The following is a 14978-nucleotide window of genomic DNA, read 5'->3' as shown; positions in this document are numbered from 1 at the left end:
GGACAGATGGAACCATGGGAATGGGATGAATCGATCTGGCGTGGCAAGGTTGAAAAGGTCCGCGCCGGCCGATCGTTGAAGCCGAAGGCTTGGAAAGGCGGCGCGCGCTGCGCCGTGGCACTTTCCTTCGACAGCGACCACGAGACCAACGAGCTGCGCGATGGCGGCGAATCTATCGGCCGGATGTCGCAGGGCCAGTACGGCAACCGCAAGGGCGTGCCGCGCATTCTCGAAACTCTGTCTGCAGCTTCGGTTCCGGCCACCTTCTTTGTGCCGGCCGTCACCGCGCTGCTTTATCCCGACGAACAGCGCCGCGTGATTGCCGAAGGCCATGAGATCGGCCTGCATGGCTGGATCCATGAGGTGAACACCAAGGTTCCGCCAGAAAATGAACGCGAGCTGCATTTCCGCGCCGCCGATACGCTGGAAAAGATCACCGGCATCCGCCCCGTCGGCATGCGTACGCCGTCCTGGGATTTCTCCTCGGTAACGCTGGAGATCGAGCGCGAACTTGGCCTGATCTACGATTCCTCGCTGATGGCGGATGACGATCCTTACGAGCTGATCGAGGAGGGCGAAGCAACCGGCATGGTGGAACTGCCGGTCGAATGGATCCGCGACGACGCGGTCTATTTCAACATGAACCGCTTCACCGCCCTCCGCCCTTATACACCGCCGACAGACGTTCTCGACATCTTCAAGCGCGAATTCGACCGTGCCTATCAGGAAGGCGGCCTCTTCCTGCTGACCATGCATCCGCATGTCTCGGGTTATCGCTCGCGCATCTTCATCCTCGAAGAGCTGATCCGGCATATCCAGTCCCATGACGATGTCTGGTTCGCCACCCACGCGGATATCGCCCGTTTCGTGAAGGAGGATTCCGGTGTCTGACGAACAAAGGAAGGTCGCGCTCGTCACCGGTGGCGGTCGCGGTATCGGCAGGGGTTGCGCACTCGATCTCGCGCGTCACGGCTTCGATGTCGTCCTCGTCGATCTCATCGAGGACGACCTTGCTCGCACGGCGGCAGAAATCCGCGAACTTGGACGGAAAGCGCTGACCTTCGTTGCGGATGTCAGCGATCACGCCCGCGCTGCCGAAATCGTTACCGAGATCGACCAAAAATGGGGCCGGATCGACGTCCTTTTCAACAATGCCGGCCGCTCGATGTCGAAGGGGATCGAGGAGATATCCGAACAGGAATTCGACGATACGATCGCCATCAACCTCAAAGGCGCATTCAACTATATCCAGCCGACAGTGCCGGTGATGCGCCGTAATGGCGGCGGGCGGATCATCAACATGTCGTCGATGAACGCCCATACCGGCGGCGTCACAAGCGCCGTCAGCAAATTCTCCTATACCGCCGCCAAAGCCGGCATTATCGGCATGACGAAGGCGCTGGCGAAAGAACTTGCACCTGAGATCGTCGTCAACGCCGTATGCCCCGGCGTGATCAAGACCGAGCGCTCGAACGCCATGATCGATGCACGCGAGGCCAGCCTGGCCGCAGGTATTTCACTCGGCCGCGTCGGCACCCCGGAGGATGTCGCGAGTGTCGTAACGTTCCTCGCCACCGCGGAGCCCAATTTCATCACCGGCCAGGATATCCAGATCGACGGCATGCAATGGGTGCGCTGAGCGCCACCTCTCTGACGACCGATAATGTTGCCGAAATGTAACGCCGACGAGGTATCGACAGGCCGCAAAGTCTGCCACTTACGGATGAGGAAACGAGACCGCTTTCCACACAATGTAAAGAAATCAAAGAGTAAACTTGATTTTATAAGTCATGTTTATTGCAACATCGCCATTACCCGCTGAAATTCCTCTAATCAATTGCGATTGCGAAGGAATTCATTGTTGCTACTAGAGCCCTGGGGTAACTGGCGGAAGACGCCTTACACGTGGATAGGGGGTCTATCGGATGACAAGCCGTGCATTGCACATGGCCGATCTTTACCGAACGGAGCACGGGCGCCTGCGTTCATTCGTACGACGGATCGTCGGCAATCACGCGGTCGCTGACGATCTCGTCCAACAGGCTTTCACCAATCTTCTGGCACGGGCAGAGCCTGCCATTGAAAACCGTGCCTATGTCGGAAAAGCGGTCCGCAATCTGGCTCTCAACCATTTGAGGAACGAAAGACGTCGTGCCGAGGTCGAGATCGCCGGCGTCGATGCCGCGCTTGTCGCAGATCCTGTCCCCTCGCCCGAAATGACCGTTCTCTTCCGCAGCGAATTGCGCAAATTGCTGGAGGCGATCCTGCAACTGCCCGAGAGACGCCGCGAGACGTTTATGCTCAGCAGGGTCGACGGGCTTTCGCATGATGAGGTTGCAGCCCGCATGGGCGTCTCACGCAATACCGTGATCTCACAGATCGTTGTAGCCATGGCGGATCTGGAACGTCTTCTTGCCAACGCATAGGTCCGAACATCTCATGAAGGAATACGAGACCGATCCCACCTATATCAAAGCGCTGGAATGGTTTGTCCGGATAAAGGACAAGAGCGTCACCAGCGCTGATCGGATCGCCTTTGAACGGTGGATCGAGGAAAACCCATCCCATGCGGAAGCGTTTCAACGCGCGGAAGCGCTGTGGAAGCGGTTCGATATCGTCGTGCCGGAATATAAACAGCTGAAGGCTTCCGGCCGGATCAATCGGCGTAGCGTCGTTTTTGGCGGCCTGACGCTGCTTGCCGGCGGACTGTTACTCTACAATCTGTCTCGCAATCGCCTCTTCGCCGATTACAAGACCGACATTGCCGAGCGGCGCAGCTTCACCCTGCCTGACGGCAGCATGGTTGAGCTCGGCGGTTATTCGGCTCTGTCGATAGAGTTCGGCGCTGGTCAACGGCGCATCTTGCTCCATCGTGGCCAGGCGTTTTTCAAGGTTGCAGCAGACCCGGCACGGCCATTCGTCGTTCAGGCGGCAGGCGGCAACACGAAGGCGCTCGGAACCCAGTTCGACATCAGACTGTCTGGCGATAGCGCCGTCGTGTCGGTGATCGAACATGCAGTAGAAGTGCAAGGACATGATGCGTCCTCCGTCACAGTCGATGCCGGCTGGCAGGTCAGTTATGACGGCTCCGGCATCCGTGCCGCAACGCAGATCGATATCGAGACAGTGCAGGCCTGGAGAAGCAACCGACTTGTCTTCGAGGATGTGCCGTTGCGGCAGGTCATAACGGAGATCGAGCGGTATCGGCGCGGCCGTATCCTGCTCGCCGACAGTACGATCGGCGACATCCCGATTACCGCGGTGTTCGATACCGCGCAGATGGATAGCGTTCTCGTCAACATGGCGGAAACCCTGCCGGTCAAGGTCATCAATGCGCGCGGTTATCTCGCCGTCATCTACCGTCGGTGACCCAACGCTTAAAAAATTTCACGTCCCGATCATTAGTTCGGCCCGCTTCGGTGTCTGACCATATGAGGGAGATTGAAAGATCCCCTCATCGACAGAGTGAGCCCGCGCTGCGGGCTGTCAGGTAGGGGTTAGTCATGCAGGCCGTTGAAGCGTCGCAGCAGAACATGCGCGGGACCAGAAATCGAGATGATCGCAAAAGCCGTTGGAACCGGTCGCGAATTTTCTTTCTCACCATGACGACGGCGCTAGTCGGCAACCCGGTCGTCTTCAATCAATCGGCAAAAGCCCAATCGACCGTCTCTGCCCCCAGCGCCGAGCGTGTAGCCTTCAACATTCCCGGCCAGTCGCTCAGCCGCGCCCTCGTCGCCTATTCAACCGCGACCGGCAACCAGATGTTCTTCGACGCGAACCTCGTGCGCGGCAAGAATGCGCCTGCGGTGACCGGAAACCTCACGCGCGGCGAAGCTCTGGAACGGCTTCTTGCAGGTTCGGGTCTCAGCTATCGGTTCAGCAGCGGCAACACGGTTCAGCTTATTGATGCCCAATCGGCGGCGGATGCCGCAACGGAAACCGATCTGAAGCCGATCGTTCTTTCAAACGGCACCGGTTATTCGCCGGACGCGCCCTATCAGAACGCCGGCTCCGCCGCCTACATTTCTGAAGAACAGATCGAGCGGTTTCGCGGAACCTCGGTCGGCGATTTCCTCGGCGGTGTTCCCGGTGTGCTGAACGGCGACAGCCGTAATTCGGGTGCTGTCGATGTCAATATCCGCGGCATGCAGGGACAGGGGCGCGTGCCGGTCATCGTCGATGGCGCGACGCAGGAAACCAGCGTCTATCAGGGTTATAACGGTTCGACCGCCCGCACCTATATCGATCCCGATTTCATCGGTGACGTGGCGATCGAAAAGGGCGTCAGCATGGGCGCCGACGCGACGGGGGCGACAGGCGGCGTGGTGCGAATGCGCACCATCGAGGCGAAGGACATCCTGCTGCCGGGCAAGGATTTCGGCATGCGGGTGAAGGGCAGCTTCAACACCAACAGTTCGTCGCCGCCCACCCCGGCCACGCTTGGTGGAATGGAGGAGGGTAGCGGTGCGCTACCTCCAGGGGGCATGGACCGCCCGGCCTTCCTCAACCCGACGGGCGGCTCCGGCAGCGTCTCCGGCGCCGCATCGACGGAATTCCTGGATATTGTTGCAGGCTATGCTCGGCGCAAGAACGGCAATTATTATGCCGGCAGCCATGGTAAAGGCGCCCCCGTTATAAAAATGGTACCGGATGATTTTTATGGGGAGCTGAGCAAGATCGTTGGCATTTCCAAGTATCGCCAGGGAGAGGAAATCCTCAACACCTCGCTCGACAACGAATCCTGGATGGGGAAGGGTACGATCAAGCTCGACGAAGACCATACACTGGAACTCGGCTACAGCAAGTACAAGAGTGACTATGGCTATCTCCTGGGCTCCCAGACGTATCTCGTCGGCTCGAACTATCAGAACATCCTCAGCAGCATCGACCTCGACACTTATACGGCGCGCTATCGTTACAATCCTTCCGACAACGACCTGATCGATCTGAAGGTCGATAGCTTCCTGTCGCAGGTGGACAGCCGAGCCAACTCCACGAACTATAATTCGACGACCAAAACGCTCACCCCCGCCTTCTACTGGACAGGGTCTGAACGTTGGGGTGCCACGGTCTCGAATACCTCACGTTTCTTCACGGATTTCGGCGATTTCGCGCTCGAATATGGCGGTGCTTTTACCCGCGAGGATGCCGGTCTGCCCGGCGGCGTGACCTATGACAGCAGCCGCATGTGGCTGCCGCGCCAAGGATCCCGCGAAGAATACAGCGCCTTCACGTCACTGGAGTGGAAACCGACCGACTGGCTGAAGCTGAACGGAAACATGCGCTATTCGCATTTCGAGAGCGTCGACAAAAGCGATACGCTTCTTGGGCCGTTCGAACGCTCGGACGACGGCGTGTCACCGATCGGCACGGTGACTTTCGGCCCGTTCGACGGGTTCGAATTTTATGGCAAGATCGGCAGCGCCTTGCGTTCGCCCAGCATCTTCGAGTCGCTCACCGGTCCTTCTTTCGGCTTCCCGGTCGACCTCAATCCGGTGGCACCGGAGCGTGCGCGCAACATCGAAGTCGGCATGAACTATGTAGACGACAGCGTCTTCATGGCCGGTGACAGGCTGCGCTTCCATGCCGCCTATTTCGACAACAAGATCGACGATTACATCACCCGTTCCAATGTCCCGCGTGACTTCAGCAGCATCGGCTTCGGCACGATCTACGTTCTCGGTCGCCTCAACCTCGACTATGCGCGCATGCGCGGCATCGACATGTCGGCGGAATACGATACCGGCGATTATTTCGCCGGTATTTCCTGGAACCACTATACCGACATGATGTTCTGCGCACGGCCGGGCGATGTCGACCCGCTTTGGGACCGTTGCAGTGCAGGCGGTATCTTCAACAGCTTCTCGGCACAGCAGGTTCCGCCGAAGGACACGGTAACCGTCAATCTCGGTGCCCGCCTGCTGGATGAAAGACTGACGCTGGGTACCCGCCTCACCTATGTCGGCAGCCGTTACATTGAGGGCACCGGCTGGGGTGGCAACACCATCAACACGGCTCTGGGTATCGGCGGCATAAAGCCGTCCAACTGGGAGCCCTATACGCTTGTCGACCTTTATGGCAGCTACAAGGTAAACGAGAATGCGACGCTCGATTTTGCCGTCGATAACGTTACCGACCGTTATTATGTCGATGCGCTCAGCGCGATCGGCGTTCCTGCGCCGGGACGAACCTTCAGGGCAAGCTTTACGGTGAAGTTCTGACGGGTAGTAAAACATCTTCCGGAGGTGTGGCAACCGCATCTCCGGGCAAAAACGCCTGAGTTACCGTCCGTCCGTATCGGTTATTCTTCTTCGATACCTTCCGTCAGGCCGTCATAGACTTCCATCAGGGCATTGGTGATGGCCTGGCCGAGCGCGTTACCCGCAGCACGAACGTCTTCATCGTTTCCATCGCGGGCAGCGCGTGCGAGTTCAAAACCCTGGTCAGCGACGAGCTGTTTTGCGACCTCTATCGCCCAAAGACCGAAGTCACCGCGATTGTCGATCTCCATCGTCTCGTTCATGTCAGTGCTCCCTCGGTTGCGGCTTCCATCTAACGTAAACCGCGGTCAAGACAAGTCTCGGATTTGGCCTCTTTCGCAAGCATGCGTTCTGTGTGAGGCGTCATTCTCCTATACGAAATACGTATAATTCTAATTTGATTATAATAATAAATTATATTGCGGTGCGGCATTTTCGGTGGAACTATGGTTGCAACAAGGGTCGCTAAAGGCCTGGACCACCAGTAGGAGAACATCGATGAATCCCTTTATCAAGGCCGGCATTGTCGGCTTATCGGCACTGCTTGCCTGCACGCCAGCCTTTGCCCTCGGCGATCCAATCAAGACCGCCATCGACGCGACTTTTGCGCCCCATGCCATGCCTACCCTCGACGGCAAGATCGAGGGGTTTAACGTCGACATGGCCAATCTGATCGGCGAACGTCTCGGCAAGAAGGTCGACCTCACCGGCGCCCAATTTTCCGGCCTCATTCCGGCATTTCAGGCCGGCACATACGATTTTCTCGTTGCACCGGTGACGGTCAACAAGGAGCGCGCCGCGAACCTTCTCTTCACCGAAGGTTTCATGGACACCAATTTTGCTTTCGTCGTCCCGGCCAATGCCCCGGAATACAAGACGCTCGAAGACTTCAAGGGCAAGACGATCGCTGTGAACAAAGGCTCCGCCTATGACAGCTTCCTGCGCGAGAAGGAAAAGGAATTCGGCTGGAAGGTCGAGAGCTACGGCACCAATACGGATGCAGTCGCCGCCGTGATGGCAGGCCGCGCCGATGCCAATCTCGCCGGCAATACGGTCGCTGCCTGGGCCGTCAAGCAGAACCCACGGCTGAAACTGTCCTACGAATACGCAACCGGTCTCGTTTGGGCTCTCTCCTTCCGCAAGGGCGATGAGGCCAATCGCGACCTGGTAGACCGGGCGATCGAATGCCTGAAGCTGGATGGCTCCATGGCCAAGCTTTCCGAAAAGTGGTTCGGCGTCACGCCCGTTGCCGGCACGACCATCGTGACCCCCACCAAGGGATTCGGCACTCCAGGCTTCGATGGCTACAAAGACGACGACCATCAGGCATCCTGCGAAAACCTGAAATAATCCCCGCATCGTGGATGGGCGGGGCCTCCCACTCGCCTGTCCACACTCTTTTACAGAACGGCATGTGACCCGCTCCTGCAGGTCGCATCCAGGTAGAAGCGCTGCCGGCCCGATGCCGGCTCAACGACCCGCCTTATACCGTGCCTGCCGGAGTAGCCTGAATGGCCAATCGCCCCATGCTGGAAATCGTCTCGCTGGAAAAGCGCTTCGGTCCCAACACCATCCTGAAGAAGATCGACCTCAAGGTTACCGAAGGCGAACTCGTCTTCGTCATCGGCCCGTCCGGTTCGGGAAAAAGCACCATGCTGCGCTGTTGCAACCGCCTTGAAGAACCGACTTCCGGCGATATCATCGTCGATGGCCGCAACATCATGGCCGGCACGCGCCGCGATCTCGACCGCATGCGCCTGCAGATCGGCATGGTTTTCCAGGGTTTTCACCTTTATCCACATATGAGCGTCCTGAAGAACGTCACGCTCGCCCAGCGCAAGGCGCTGAAGCGCAGTAAGACCGAGGCGGACGCACGGGCAATGGACATGCTCGAACAGGTCGGCATGGCGCACAAGGCCGATGCCTATCCGGGCGAACTCTCGGGCGGCCAGCAGCAGCGCGTCGCGATCGCCCGCTCGCTGGCGCTCGATCCGAAGGTCATGCTGTTCGACGAACCAACATCGGCGCTTGATCCAGAACTGGTCGGCTCCGTCCTCAAGGTGATGAAGGATTTGAAATCCAAAGGTATGACGATGGTCGTCGTCAGCCACGAAATGGGCTTTGCCCGCGAAACCGCCGACCGCGTCATCTTCATGGATGGCGGTGTCGTCGTCGAACAGGGCACGCCGGACGAGATTTTCGGCGCGCCGAAAGCCGAGCGCACGCGCGCCTTTCTCTCGCGCGTCTCCGGGTGACGGCCATGGAACGGTTTCTCGAAACCTTCTTCAACCCGACGGTGATGGCGAAATATACGCCGGATATCATCGCCGGCATCTGGGTGACGCTGACGATTGCCGCCGCCGTCATCGTTGCCGGCATAGCGGCCGGCCTGGCGCTCGCCTGCCTGCGCAGCTACGGCATAAGGGTTCTGAACTTCTTCATCATCTGCTACGCCGATATCTTTCGCGCGCTGCCGCCGCTGGTCGTTATCCTGATCCTCTATTTCGGCTTTCCCTCGATCGGCATCCAGCTGTCCGGCCCGATGGTGCTTTTCATCGTGCTGGCGGCAACGCTTGCGGCCTTTGCCGAGGAGATCTTCTGGGCCGGGTTCTCGTCGGTAGAAAAAGGCCAGTGGGAAGCCGGCATTGCCACCGGGTTGGGCTTCACCCGTACACTCGCCTATGTCGCACTGCCCCAAGCAGTCAGGCTTGCCATTCCACCACTGGTCAATCGCGTGCTGGCAATCACCAAAATGACCGCGCTCGGCTCCGCCATCGGCGTGTCGGAAATCCTGTCGAGCGCCACGACGGCGCAGAGTTTTTCCGGCAGCGCCACGCCGCTGACCATGTCGGTCGTCGCCTATCTGGTGATCTTCCTGCCCATGGTTGTCATCGCGCGCTGGCTGGAAAGCCGCACCGCCTGGAAGAAGCGATAGGAGGCCGACATGGACATCTTTATCGATCAGTTCTTCAACATCGACATCATGCGCAAGTCGTTGCCGCTGCTCTTCAAGGGACTGTGGATGACATTGCAGCTCTGCAGTGCCGTCATCCTGCTCGGCCTGATCGGCGGCCTGTTCGTTGCGCTCGGCAATATGAGCGAACGCCGCTGGCTGCGCTGGATCTCGATTGGCTATACCGATCTCTTCCGGGCGCTTCCGCCGCTGGTGCTGCTGATCTTCATCTATGCCGGTCTGCCCTTCGCCGGCATCAACATCTCCCCTTTTGCCGCCGTCGTCATCGCCTTCCTGCTCAACAACTCCTCCTATTATGCGGAAGTCTATCGCGCCGGCCTCATATCCGTCGCAAAAGGCCAATGGGAAGCGGCGGAATCGACGGGCCTGAGCCCGGCCCAGACGCTGATCCATGTCGTCCTTCCTCAGGCGGTGCGAAACGTCCTGCCGGACCTGCTGTCGAACACGGTCGAAGTAGTGAAGCTTACCTCGCTCGCCTCGGTCATTTCGCTCTCCGAGCTTCTTTATAATGCCGGCATGGCGCGTTCGGTGACCTACAATGCCTCACCTCTGGTGCTGGCCGCTCTCTTCTATCTCGTGCTGCTGTGGCCGCTCGTGCGCCTCGTCAGCCATTTCCAGCGGCGCCTTGCCGCCTGATTGCTTCGAAAGGAACCCCGATGACCGTCATGAAGATTGCAGGTGCCCAGCTCGGCGCCATCCAGAGGGCCGATAGCCGCGAAAGCGTCGTTAAGCGCATGATCGCGCTGCTCGATGAGGCAGCCTCCAAAGGCGCCGACATGGTCGTTTACCCCGAACTGGCGCTGACCACCTTCTTCCCACGATGGTACATGGAGGATCAGGCCGAGGTCGATTTCTGGTTCGAAACGGAAATGCCCAACGCCGCCACCCAGCCGCTTTTCGACCGCGCCCGACAACTGAACATAGCCATCACCTTCGGCTACGCGGAAAAGACGCCCGACGGCCACTATTACAATACCTCGATCGTCACCGACCGACAGGCCAATATCGTCGGCAAATACCGCAAGATCCATCTTCCCGGCCATTCGGAATACGATACCGAACGCGCCTTCCAGCATCTCGAAAAGCGCTATTTCGAGCCCGGAGACATGGGCTTCAACGTCTGGCGCAACGAAGGCGTCATCATGGGCATGGCGATCTGCAACGACCGCCGCTGGCCGGAAACTTTCCGCTGCCTTGGCCTGCAAGGCGTCGAACTGGTGACGATCGGCTACAACACACCATCCGTGAACGCCCAGATGAGCGCGGAAGGCTTGGAAAAGCGCCTGTTCCATTCGGAACTTTCGCTACAGGCGGGCGCCTACCAGAATTCAACCTACGTGGCCGGCATTGCCAAGGCGGGCGTCGAGGACGGCCATCCGCTGATGGGCGGCTCGATTATCGTCGATCCTGACGGCTTCATTCTCGCAAGGGCAGTGACCGAGGAAGACGAGCTGATCATCGCAGAATGCGACTTTGCCAAATGCGACTTCGGCAAGAAGACCATCTTTGATTTCGAACGCCATCGTCGTATCGAACACTATGGCCGCATCACCAGCCAGACCGGCGTGATCGTCGAAGTCTAAGGAACAGCGAGAATGACAGAGTTCGACACCGTCATCCATAGCGGCCGCATCGCCACCGCGTCCGATATCTTCGATGCCGATATCGGCATCGTCGATGGCCGTATTGCAGCAATCGGTGAAAAGATCGCCGGCGGCGCTCGCCGTATCGATGCGGGCGGCAAGCTGTTGGTTCCGGGCGGTATCGAGGCACATGCCCATATCGCCCAGGAAAGCTCGACCGGACTGATGTCCGCCGACGATTATTATTCGGGCTCTGTCTCTGCCGCCTTCGGTGGCAATTCCACGTTCATTCCGTTTGCCGCCCAGCATCGCGGCCAGTCGATCGCCGATGTCATCGCCACCTATGACGGCCGTGCGGCCCCGCAATCGGTACTCGACTATTCCTACCACCTGATCATTTCCGATCCGTCTGCAGCCGTGCTGGAAGAGCTGCCGGGCGTCTTTGCCCGTGGCATTACATCCTTCAAGGTCTTCATGACCTATGACCTGATGAACATCGGCGACGGCGGCATGCTCGACATTCTGACGGTGGCGAAAACCCATGGGGCGCTGACCATGGTCCATGCCGAAAATAACGACATGGTCAAATGGATGAACAAGCGCCTGGCCGCATCCGGCCTGACCGCGCCGAAATACCATGCTATCAGCCGTCCGGAACTGGCAGAGGAAGAAGCGATCAACCGCGCCGTCTCGCTGGCGAAACTCGTTGATGCCGCGCTCTTCATCGTCCATGTCTCGACCGCGGGCGGTGCTGCCATCGTTCAGCGCGAAAAGCTCGCCGGCACGAAACTGTTTGCCGAAACCTGCCCGCAATATCTGGCGCTGACCCGCAACGACCTCGACCGTCCGGGCATGGAAGGCGCGAAATTCATGTGTTCGCCTCCGGTGCGCGATGCGGCGACACAGGTGGCGCTGTGGCGACATGTGCAGTCGGGTACGTTCGAAAGCGTCTCCTCCGACCACGCGCCTTACCGCATGGATGCATCGGGCAAGTTCGCCAATGGCGCGGAAGCCCCCTACCCGAAGATTTCCAACGGCATGCCGGGCATTGCCATGCGCCTGCCCTATCTCTTCTCCGAAGGCGTCGCCAAGGGCCGCATCACGCTACAACAGTTCGTGGCGCTTTCGAGCACCAATGCGGCAAAGACCTTCGGTGTGGCGAAGAAAGGCACGATCGCGCCCGGTTACGATGCCGATATCGCCATATGGGACCCGGAAGCCCGTCGCACGGCGACGCTCGCCGATCAGCATGACAACATGGACTACACGCCTTTCGAAGGCATGGAGACCGAAGGCTGGCCGGTTCTGACCATGAACCGCGGCGATGTCGTCGTCGAGAATGGTGAGCTGAAGGCGGAGCGCGGCCGCGGCCGTTTCATCGCCCGCAACCCGGTCGACCTGACGGGCAAGCCCGGCCACCGCGCCAAGGAACTCGACACGGCCCAGAATTTTGGCGCGGAGATTGCCCCATGAGCACACTCGGACCGATCCTCGTCATCAATCCGAACAGTTCCGAAAACGTCACCGAAGGACTGCGTGAAGCGGTTGCCGGCATGCAGTTTCCCGGCGGCCCGGTGATCGAATGCATCACGATCAAGGAAGGCCCGCCCGGCGTCGTCACCCAGCGCCATGTCGACGAGGCATCGCTGCGCACCGCAGACCTTATCGAAAGCCGGCCGGATGCCTCAGCCTATGTTCTCGCCTGTTATTCGCAGCCCGGACTTGATCTGGCCCGTTCGATCACCGTCAAGCCAGTTTACGGCATCCAAGATGCCGGTGTCCTGAGCGCGCTGGCACTCGCCGATCTCTTTGGTGTCATCGCGGTGGCGGAAGCCTCTATCCCCCGTCACCTGCGCAATCTTCGTCGCCTCGGCGTCGATGGCAGGCTTGCCGGCGAAGTGGCATTGGAAGGTTCGATCAGCGTCGCCGACAGCGGCCATGGCGAAGAAAGCTACGCAGCCCTCCTGAAGGCCGGCACGAAGCTTCGCCAGATGGGTGCGGGCGCGGTCGTGCTTGGCTGCGCCGGCATGTCCGGCCATCGCCGCAGGCTGGAAGAAGAACTCCGCATCCGCGTCATCGACCCGACCCAGGCGGCTGTCGCCATGGCGCTCGGCGCCGTGCTCGTGTAGCGGTCATGGCCGAGATCGAGCACAAGCCGGATATCTCGCTACGTCTTCTCGAAATCTTCGGCGCGATGATGCGCTGCGAGACGACGGTGGAGGCCGCCGAGCAGCTGGGCATTTCCCAGCCGGCCGTTTCCAACGGCATCCGCCAGCTCGAAAACCAGCTCGGCGTGACCCTGTTCGAACGCTTGCACCGGCGGCTCGAGCCGACCGAAGAAGCGCTGCTTCTATTCGAGGAAGTGCGCCCCGTCTTCAGCATGCTGCGCAACTTTTCCGCCCGAGCCCGCTCGATCCGGCATGGCACGTCGGGGCGGCTGCGCGTCATATCGACGCCGCCACTCGGCAATACGGTGGCACCCATGGCGCTTGCCCGGTTCCTGAAGGACCGGCCGGATGTCTCCGTCGCCTATGATGTGCGCCGCCTCGAACACGTGATCGAGGCAGTGCAGAGCGGTGCGGCCGATGTGGGGCTGGCGATCGCTCTGGAACGCCATCCTTCGGTCAATGTCGAGGTTCTGGCACGCACCCATATGGTGGCTCTGGTTCCAAAGGGTCACGAAGTCGCGGAACGTCAGGAAGTAACCGTCAGCGATTTGACGGAGCACGGCTTCATCGGCCTGGAAGTCGAATCGCGCATGGGCCAGATGCTGCGCGACGCCTTCGAGCGTGACGGCATGACTTATGAGCCGCGTGTCGAGGTGCGCTATTGCGCGACAGCGGCAGTTCTTGCCGGAGCAGGGGTCGGGGCTGCTATCGTCGATCCCTATAGCGCTGCCTATCAGCCGTCTGAGGGGCTGGTTCAACTCCCCTTCCAACCACCTTGCGAGATCCCAGCCGTGATGATTACCCGCAAGGGCGTGCCGCGATCGCGCCTGCTGCATGGCTTCATCGCCGAACTGAAACGGGCCGTCGGCGATGTGCTGTGACCCCAAGTCCAGGCCGGCCGACGGCCGGCGCCCTCATTTTGCCCCATCGGCGCTGCGTAGCATCCGCTGAACGCCGCCCATCATCCCGAAGGAGAATGTATCTTGTCCCGTACCGTGTATCTCAATGGTGAATGGCTGCCTGAAGCCGATGCCAAGGTTTCCATCTTTGATCGCGGCTTCCTGTTTGCCGATGCGATCTACGAGGTGACCGGCGTCATCGGCGGCAAGCTGCTGGAATATGCCGGCCATTCTGCCCGCCTGAAGCGCTCGATCGCCGAACTGGGCATGGAGCTGCCGGTCTCTGCGGAAGAACTGCTCGAAATCCATCGCGAGATCGTTCGCCGTAACGACCTCAAGGAAGGCCTGATCTACCTGCAGATTTCCCGCGGCGCAGCCGACCGCGATTTCGCTTTCCCGAAAGAGCCGAAACCGACGCTGGTCCTTTTCACCCAGGCAAAATCGGTCATCGAGAACCCCAAGGTGAAGACCGGCATGTCTGTGGCGTTGCTGCCCGACTGGCGCTGGGAACGCCGCGACATCAAGACCGTGCAGCTGCTCTATCCGTCCATGGCCAAGATGCAGGCGATGGAAAAAGGCGCCGACGATGCATGGCTGGTGGAAGACGGTTTCGTCACCGAAGCAAGCTCGGCAACCGCTCACATCATCGACAAGGCCGGCAAGCTGATCACGCGCCCGCTGTCCAACGCCATCCTGCATGGCATTACCCGTGCCAGCGTGCTCGATATCGCCGAAGAGGCTGGCATTCCTTACGAGGAACGCCCGTTCTCGCCGGAGGAAGCCAAGAACGCGGCCGAAGCCTTCATCACCTCGGCCACGAATTTCGTTCTGCCGGTCACGGTAATCGACGGCCAACCGGTCGGCGACGGCAAACCCGGCCCGCTTAGCTTGAAACTGCGCGAGCTTTATATCGCTCACAAGACAGCCAGCGCCATCTGATCTCCAGCGTCGCGTGACGGGCACAGCATGGGGTTCGCCATCCATGCTGTGCCTCACGACATGGCTGACTGCTCCTTCATCGCAACGGGCCAGTCTGTAGTTAGCTGAAAAAACGCGCCTCAAATTTCGTTGTGCATCGCAAAAACGATTAAACT

General features: G+C 59.6%; 15 protein-coding genes. 14 read left to right on the top strand and 1 reads right to left on the bottom strand.

Annotated features, from left to right (window positions below; all coding sequences use genetic code 11):
* Positions 1-6 precede the first annotated feature (6 nt).
* The 5 genes from FHP24_RS20700 to FHP24_RS20680 all read left to right on the top strand — a co-directional run bounded on the left by FHP24_RS20700 (position 7) and on the right by FHP24_RS20680 (position 6221).
* On the top strand, positions 7-891 hold the full coding sequence (locus FHP24_RS20700; RefSeq protein WP_139678129.1) for a polysaccharide deacetylase family protein: 885 nt from the start codon (positions 7-9) through the stop codon (positions 889-891).
* The gene (locus FHP24_RS20695; RefSeq protein WP_139678128.1) at positions 884-1639 is read left to right on the top strand and encodes an SDR family NAD(P)-dependent oxidoreductase; all 756 of its coding nucleotides are present in this window, start codon (positions 884-886) and stop codon (positions 1637-1639) included. Before FHP24_RS20700 ends, FHP24_RS20695 begins: the two co-directional genes overlap by 8 nt.
* 286 nt (positions 1640-1925) lie before the next feature.
* Positions 1926-2426 (top strand): RNA polymerase sigma factor, encoded by a 501-nt coding sequence (locus tag FHP24_RS20690; RefSeq protein ID WP_139678127.1) that lies wholly within the window; start codon positions 1926-1928, stop codon positions 2424-2426.
* Entirely contained in the window at positions 2413-3369 is a 957-nt protein-coding gene (locus FHP24_RS20685; RefSeq protein ID WP_246091875.1) for a FecR family protein, read from the top strand. Before FHP24_RS20690 ends, FHP24_RS20685 begins: the two co-directional genes overlap by 14 nt.
* A 134-nt stretch (positions 3370-3503) precedes the next feature.
* Entirely contained in the window at positions 3504-6221 is a 2718-nt protein-coding gene (locus FHP24_RS20680) for a TonB-dependent receptor (protein WP_139678126.1), read from the top strand.
* Positions 6222-6301: 80 nt separating this feature from the next.
* Here the strand turns inward: FHP24_RS20680 and FHP24_RS20675 are convergent, their stop codons facing one another.
* Entirely contained in the window at positions 6302-6523 is a 222-nt protein-coding gene (locus tag FHP24_RS20675; RefSeq protein WP_139678125.1) for a hypothetical protein, read from the bottom strand.
* Positions 6524-6758: 235 nt separating this feature from the next.
* Between FHP24_RS20675 and FHP24_RS20670 the strand changes: the two genes are divergently transcribed.
* The 9 genes from FHP24_RS20670 (at position 6759) to FHP24_RS20630 (ending at position 14823) form a co-directional block, all read left to right on the top strand.
* A complete protein-coding gene (locus tag FHP24_RS20670) occupies positions 6759-7610 on the top strand; it encodes a transporter substrate-binding domain-containing protein (RefSeq protein ID WP_139678124.1) in 852 nt (283 codons plus the stop codon).
* Between the two features lie 161 nt (positions 7611-7771).
* Positions 7772-8515 (top strand): amino acid ABC transporter ATP-binding protein, encoded by a 744-nt coding sequence (locus tag FHP24_RS20665; RefSeq protein WP_449224056.1) that lies wholly within the window; start codon positions 7772-7774, stop codon positions 8513-8515.
* 5 nt (positions 8516-8520) lie between these two features.
* Positions 8521-9195 (top strand): amino acid ABC transporter permease, encoded by a 675-nt coding sequence (locus tag FHP24_RS20660; protein ID WP_210237850.1) that lies wholly within the window; start codon positions 8521-8523, stop codon positions 9193-9195.
* 9 nt (positions 9196-9204) lie between these two features.
* Complete coding sequence (locus tag FHP24_RS20655; RefSeq protein ID WP_139678122.1) at positions 9205-9870, top strand: amino acid ABC transporter permease; 666 nt, start codon at positions 9205-9207, stop codon at positions 9868-9870.
* 20 nt (positions 9871-9890) lie between these two features.
* Positions 9891-10817 (top strand): N-carbamoyl-D-amino-acid hydrolase, encoded by a 927-nt coding sequence (locus tag FHP24_RS20650; protein ID WP_139678121.1) that lies wholly within the window; start codon positions 9891-9893, stop codon positions 10815-10817.
* A 12-nt stretch (positions 10818-10829) separates the two neighbouring features.
* Positions 10830-12290 carry a dihydropyrimidinase gene (hydA, locus tag FHP24_RS20645; protein WP_139678120.1) on the top strand — a complete coding sequence of 487 codons (1461 nt, stop codon included), beginning with the start codon at positions 10830-10832 and terminating at the stop codon, positions 12288-12290.
* Positions 12287-12946 (top strand): aspartate/glutamate racemase family protein, encoded by a 660-nt coding sequence (locus tag FHP24_RS20640; RefSeq protein WP_139678119.1) that lies wholly within the window; start codon positions 12287-12289, stop codon positions 12944-12946. Before hydA ends, FHP24_RS20640 begins: the two co-directional genes overlap by 4 nt.
* 5 nt (positions 12947-12951) lie before the next feature.
* Positions 12952-13866: a LysR family transcriptional regulator gene (locus FHP24_RS20635; protein ID WP_139678118.1), complete on the top strand. Its 915-nt coding sequence runs from the start codon at positions 12952-12954 to the stop codon at positions 13864-13866.
* 102 nt (positions 13867-13968) lie between these two features.
* Entirely contained in the window at positions 13969-14823 is an 855-nt protein-coding gene (locus FHP24_RS20630) for a D-amino-acid transaminase (protein ID WP_139678117.1), read from the top strand.
* The last annotated feature ends 155 nt before the right edge of the window (positions 14824-14978 follow it).

Source organism: Aliirhizobium smilacinae, from assembly GCF_006335145.1.
Taxonomy (GTDB): domain Bacteria; phylum Pseudomonadota; class Alphaproteobacteria; order Rhizobiales; family Rhizobiaceae; genus Neorhizobium; species Neorhizobium smilacinae.
This window is presented reverse-complemented; position numbering and strand designations above follow the sequence as displayed.

Excerpts from the sequence above, each read along its gene's own strand:
- FHP24_RS20700 (WP_139678129.1), top strand. The coding sequence starts at position 7 with ATGGAACCATGGGAATGGGATGAATCGATCTGGCGTGGCAAGGTTGAA.
- FHP24_RS20690 (WP_139678127.1), top strand. The coding sequence starts at position 1,926 with ATGACAAGCCGTGCATTGCACATGGCCGATCTTTACCGAACGGAGCAC.
- FHP24_RS20680 (WP_139678126.1), top strand. The coding sequence starts at position 3,504 with ATGCAGGCCGTTGAAGCGTCGCAGCAGAACATGCGCGGGACCAGAAAT.
- FHP24_RS20675 (WP_139678125.1), bottom strand. The coding sequence starts at position 6,523 with ATGAACGAGACGATGGAGATCGACAATCGCGGTGACTTCGGTCTTTGG.
- FHP24_RS20670 (WP_139678124.1), top strand. The coding sequence starts at position 6,759 with ATGAATCCCTTTATCAAGGCCGGCATTGTCGGCTTATCGGCACTGCTT.
- FHP24_RS20665 (WP_449224056.1), top strand. The coding sequence starts at position 7,772 with ATGGCCAATCGCCCCATGCTGGAAATCGTCTCGCTGGAAAAGCGCTTC.
- FHP24_RS20660 (WP_210237850.1), top strand. The coding sequence starts at position 8,521 with ATGGAACGGTTTCTCGAAACCTTCTTCAACCCGACGGTGATGGCGAAA.
- FHP24_RS20655 (WP_139678122.1), top strand. The coding sequence starts at position 9,205 with ATGGACATCTTTATCGATCAGTTCTTCAACATCGACATCATGCGCAAG.
- FHP24_RS20650 (WP_139678121.1), top strand. The coding sequence starts at position 9,891 with ATGACCGTCATGAAGATTGCAGGTGCCCAGCTCGGCGCCATCCAGAGG.
- hydA (WP_139678120.1), top strand. The coding sequence starts at position 10,830 with ATGACAGAGTTCGACACCGTCATCCATAGCGGCCGCATCGCCACCGCG.
- FHP24_RS20640 (WP_139678119.1), top strand. The coding sequence starts at position 12,287 with ATGAGCACACTCGGACCGATCCTCGTCATCAATCCGAACAGTTCCGAA.
- FHP24_RS20635 (WP_139678118.1), top strand. The coding sequence starts at position 12,952 with ATGGCCGAGATCGAGCACAAGCCGGATATCTCGCTACGTCTTCTCGAA.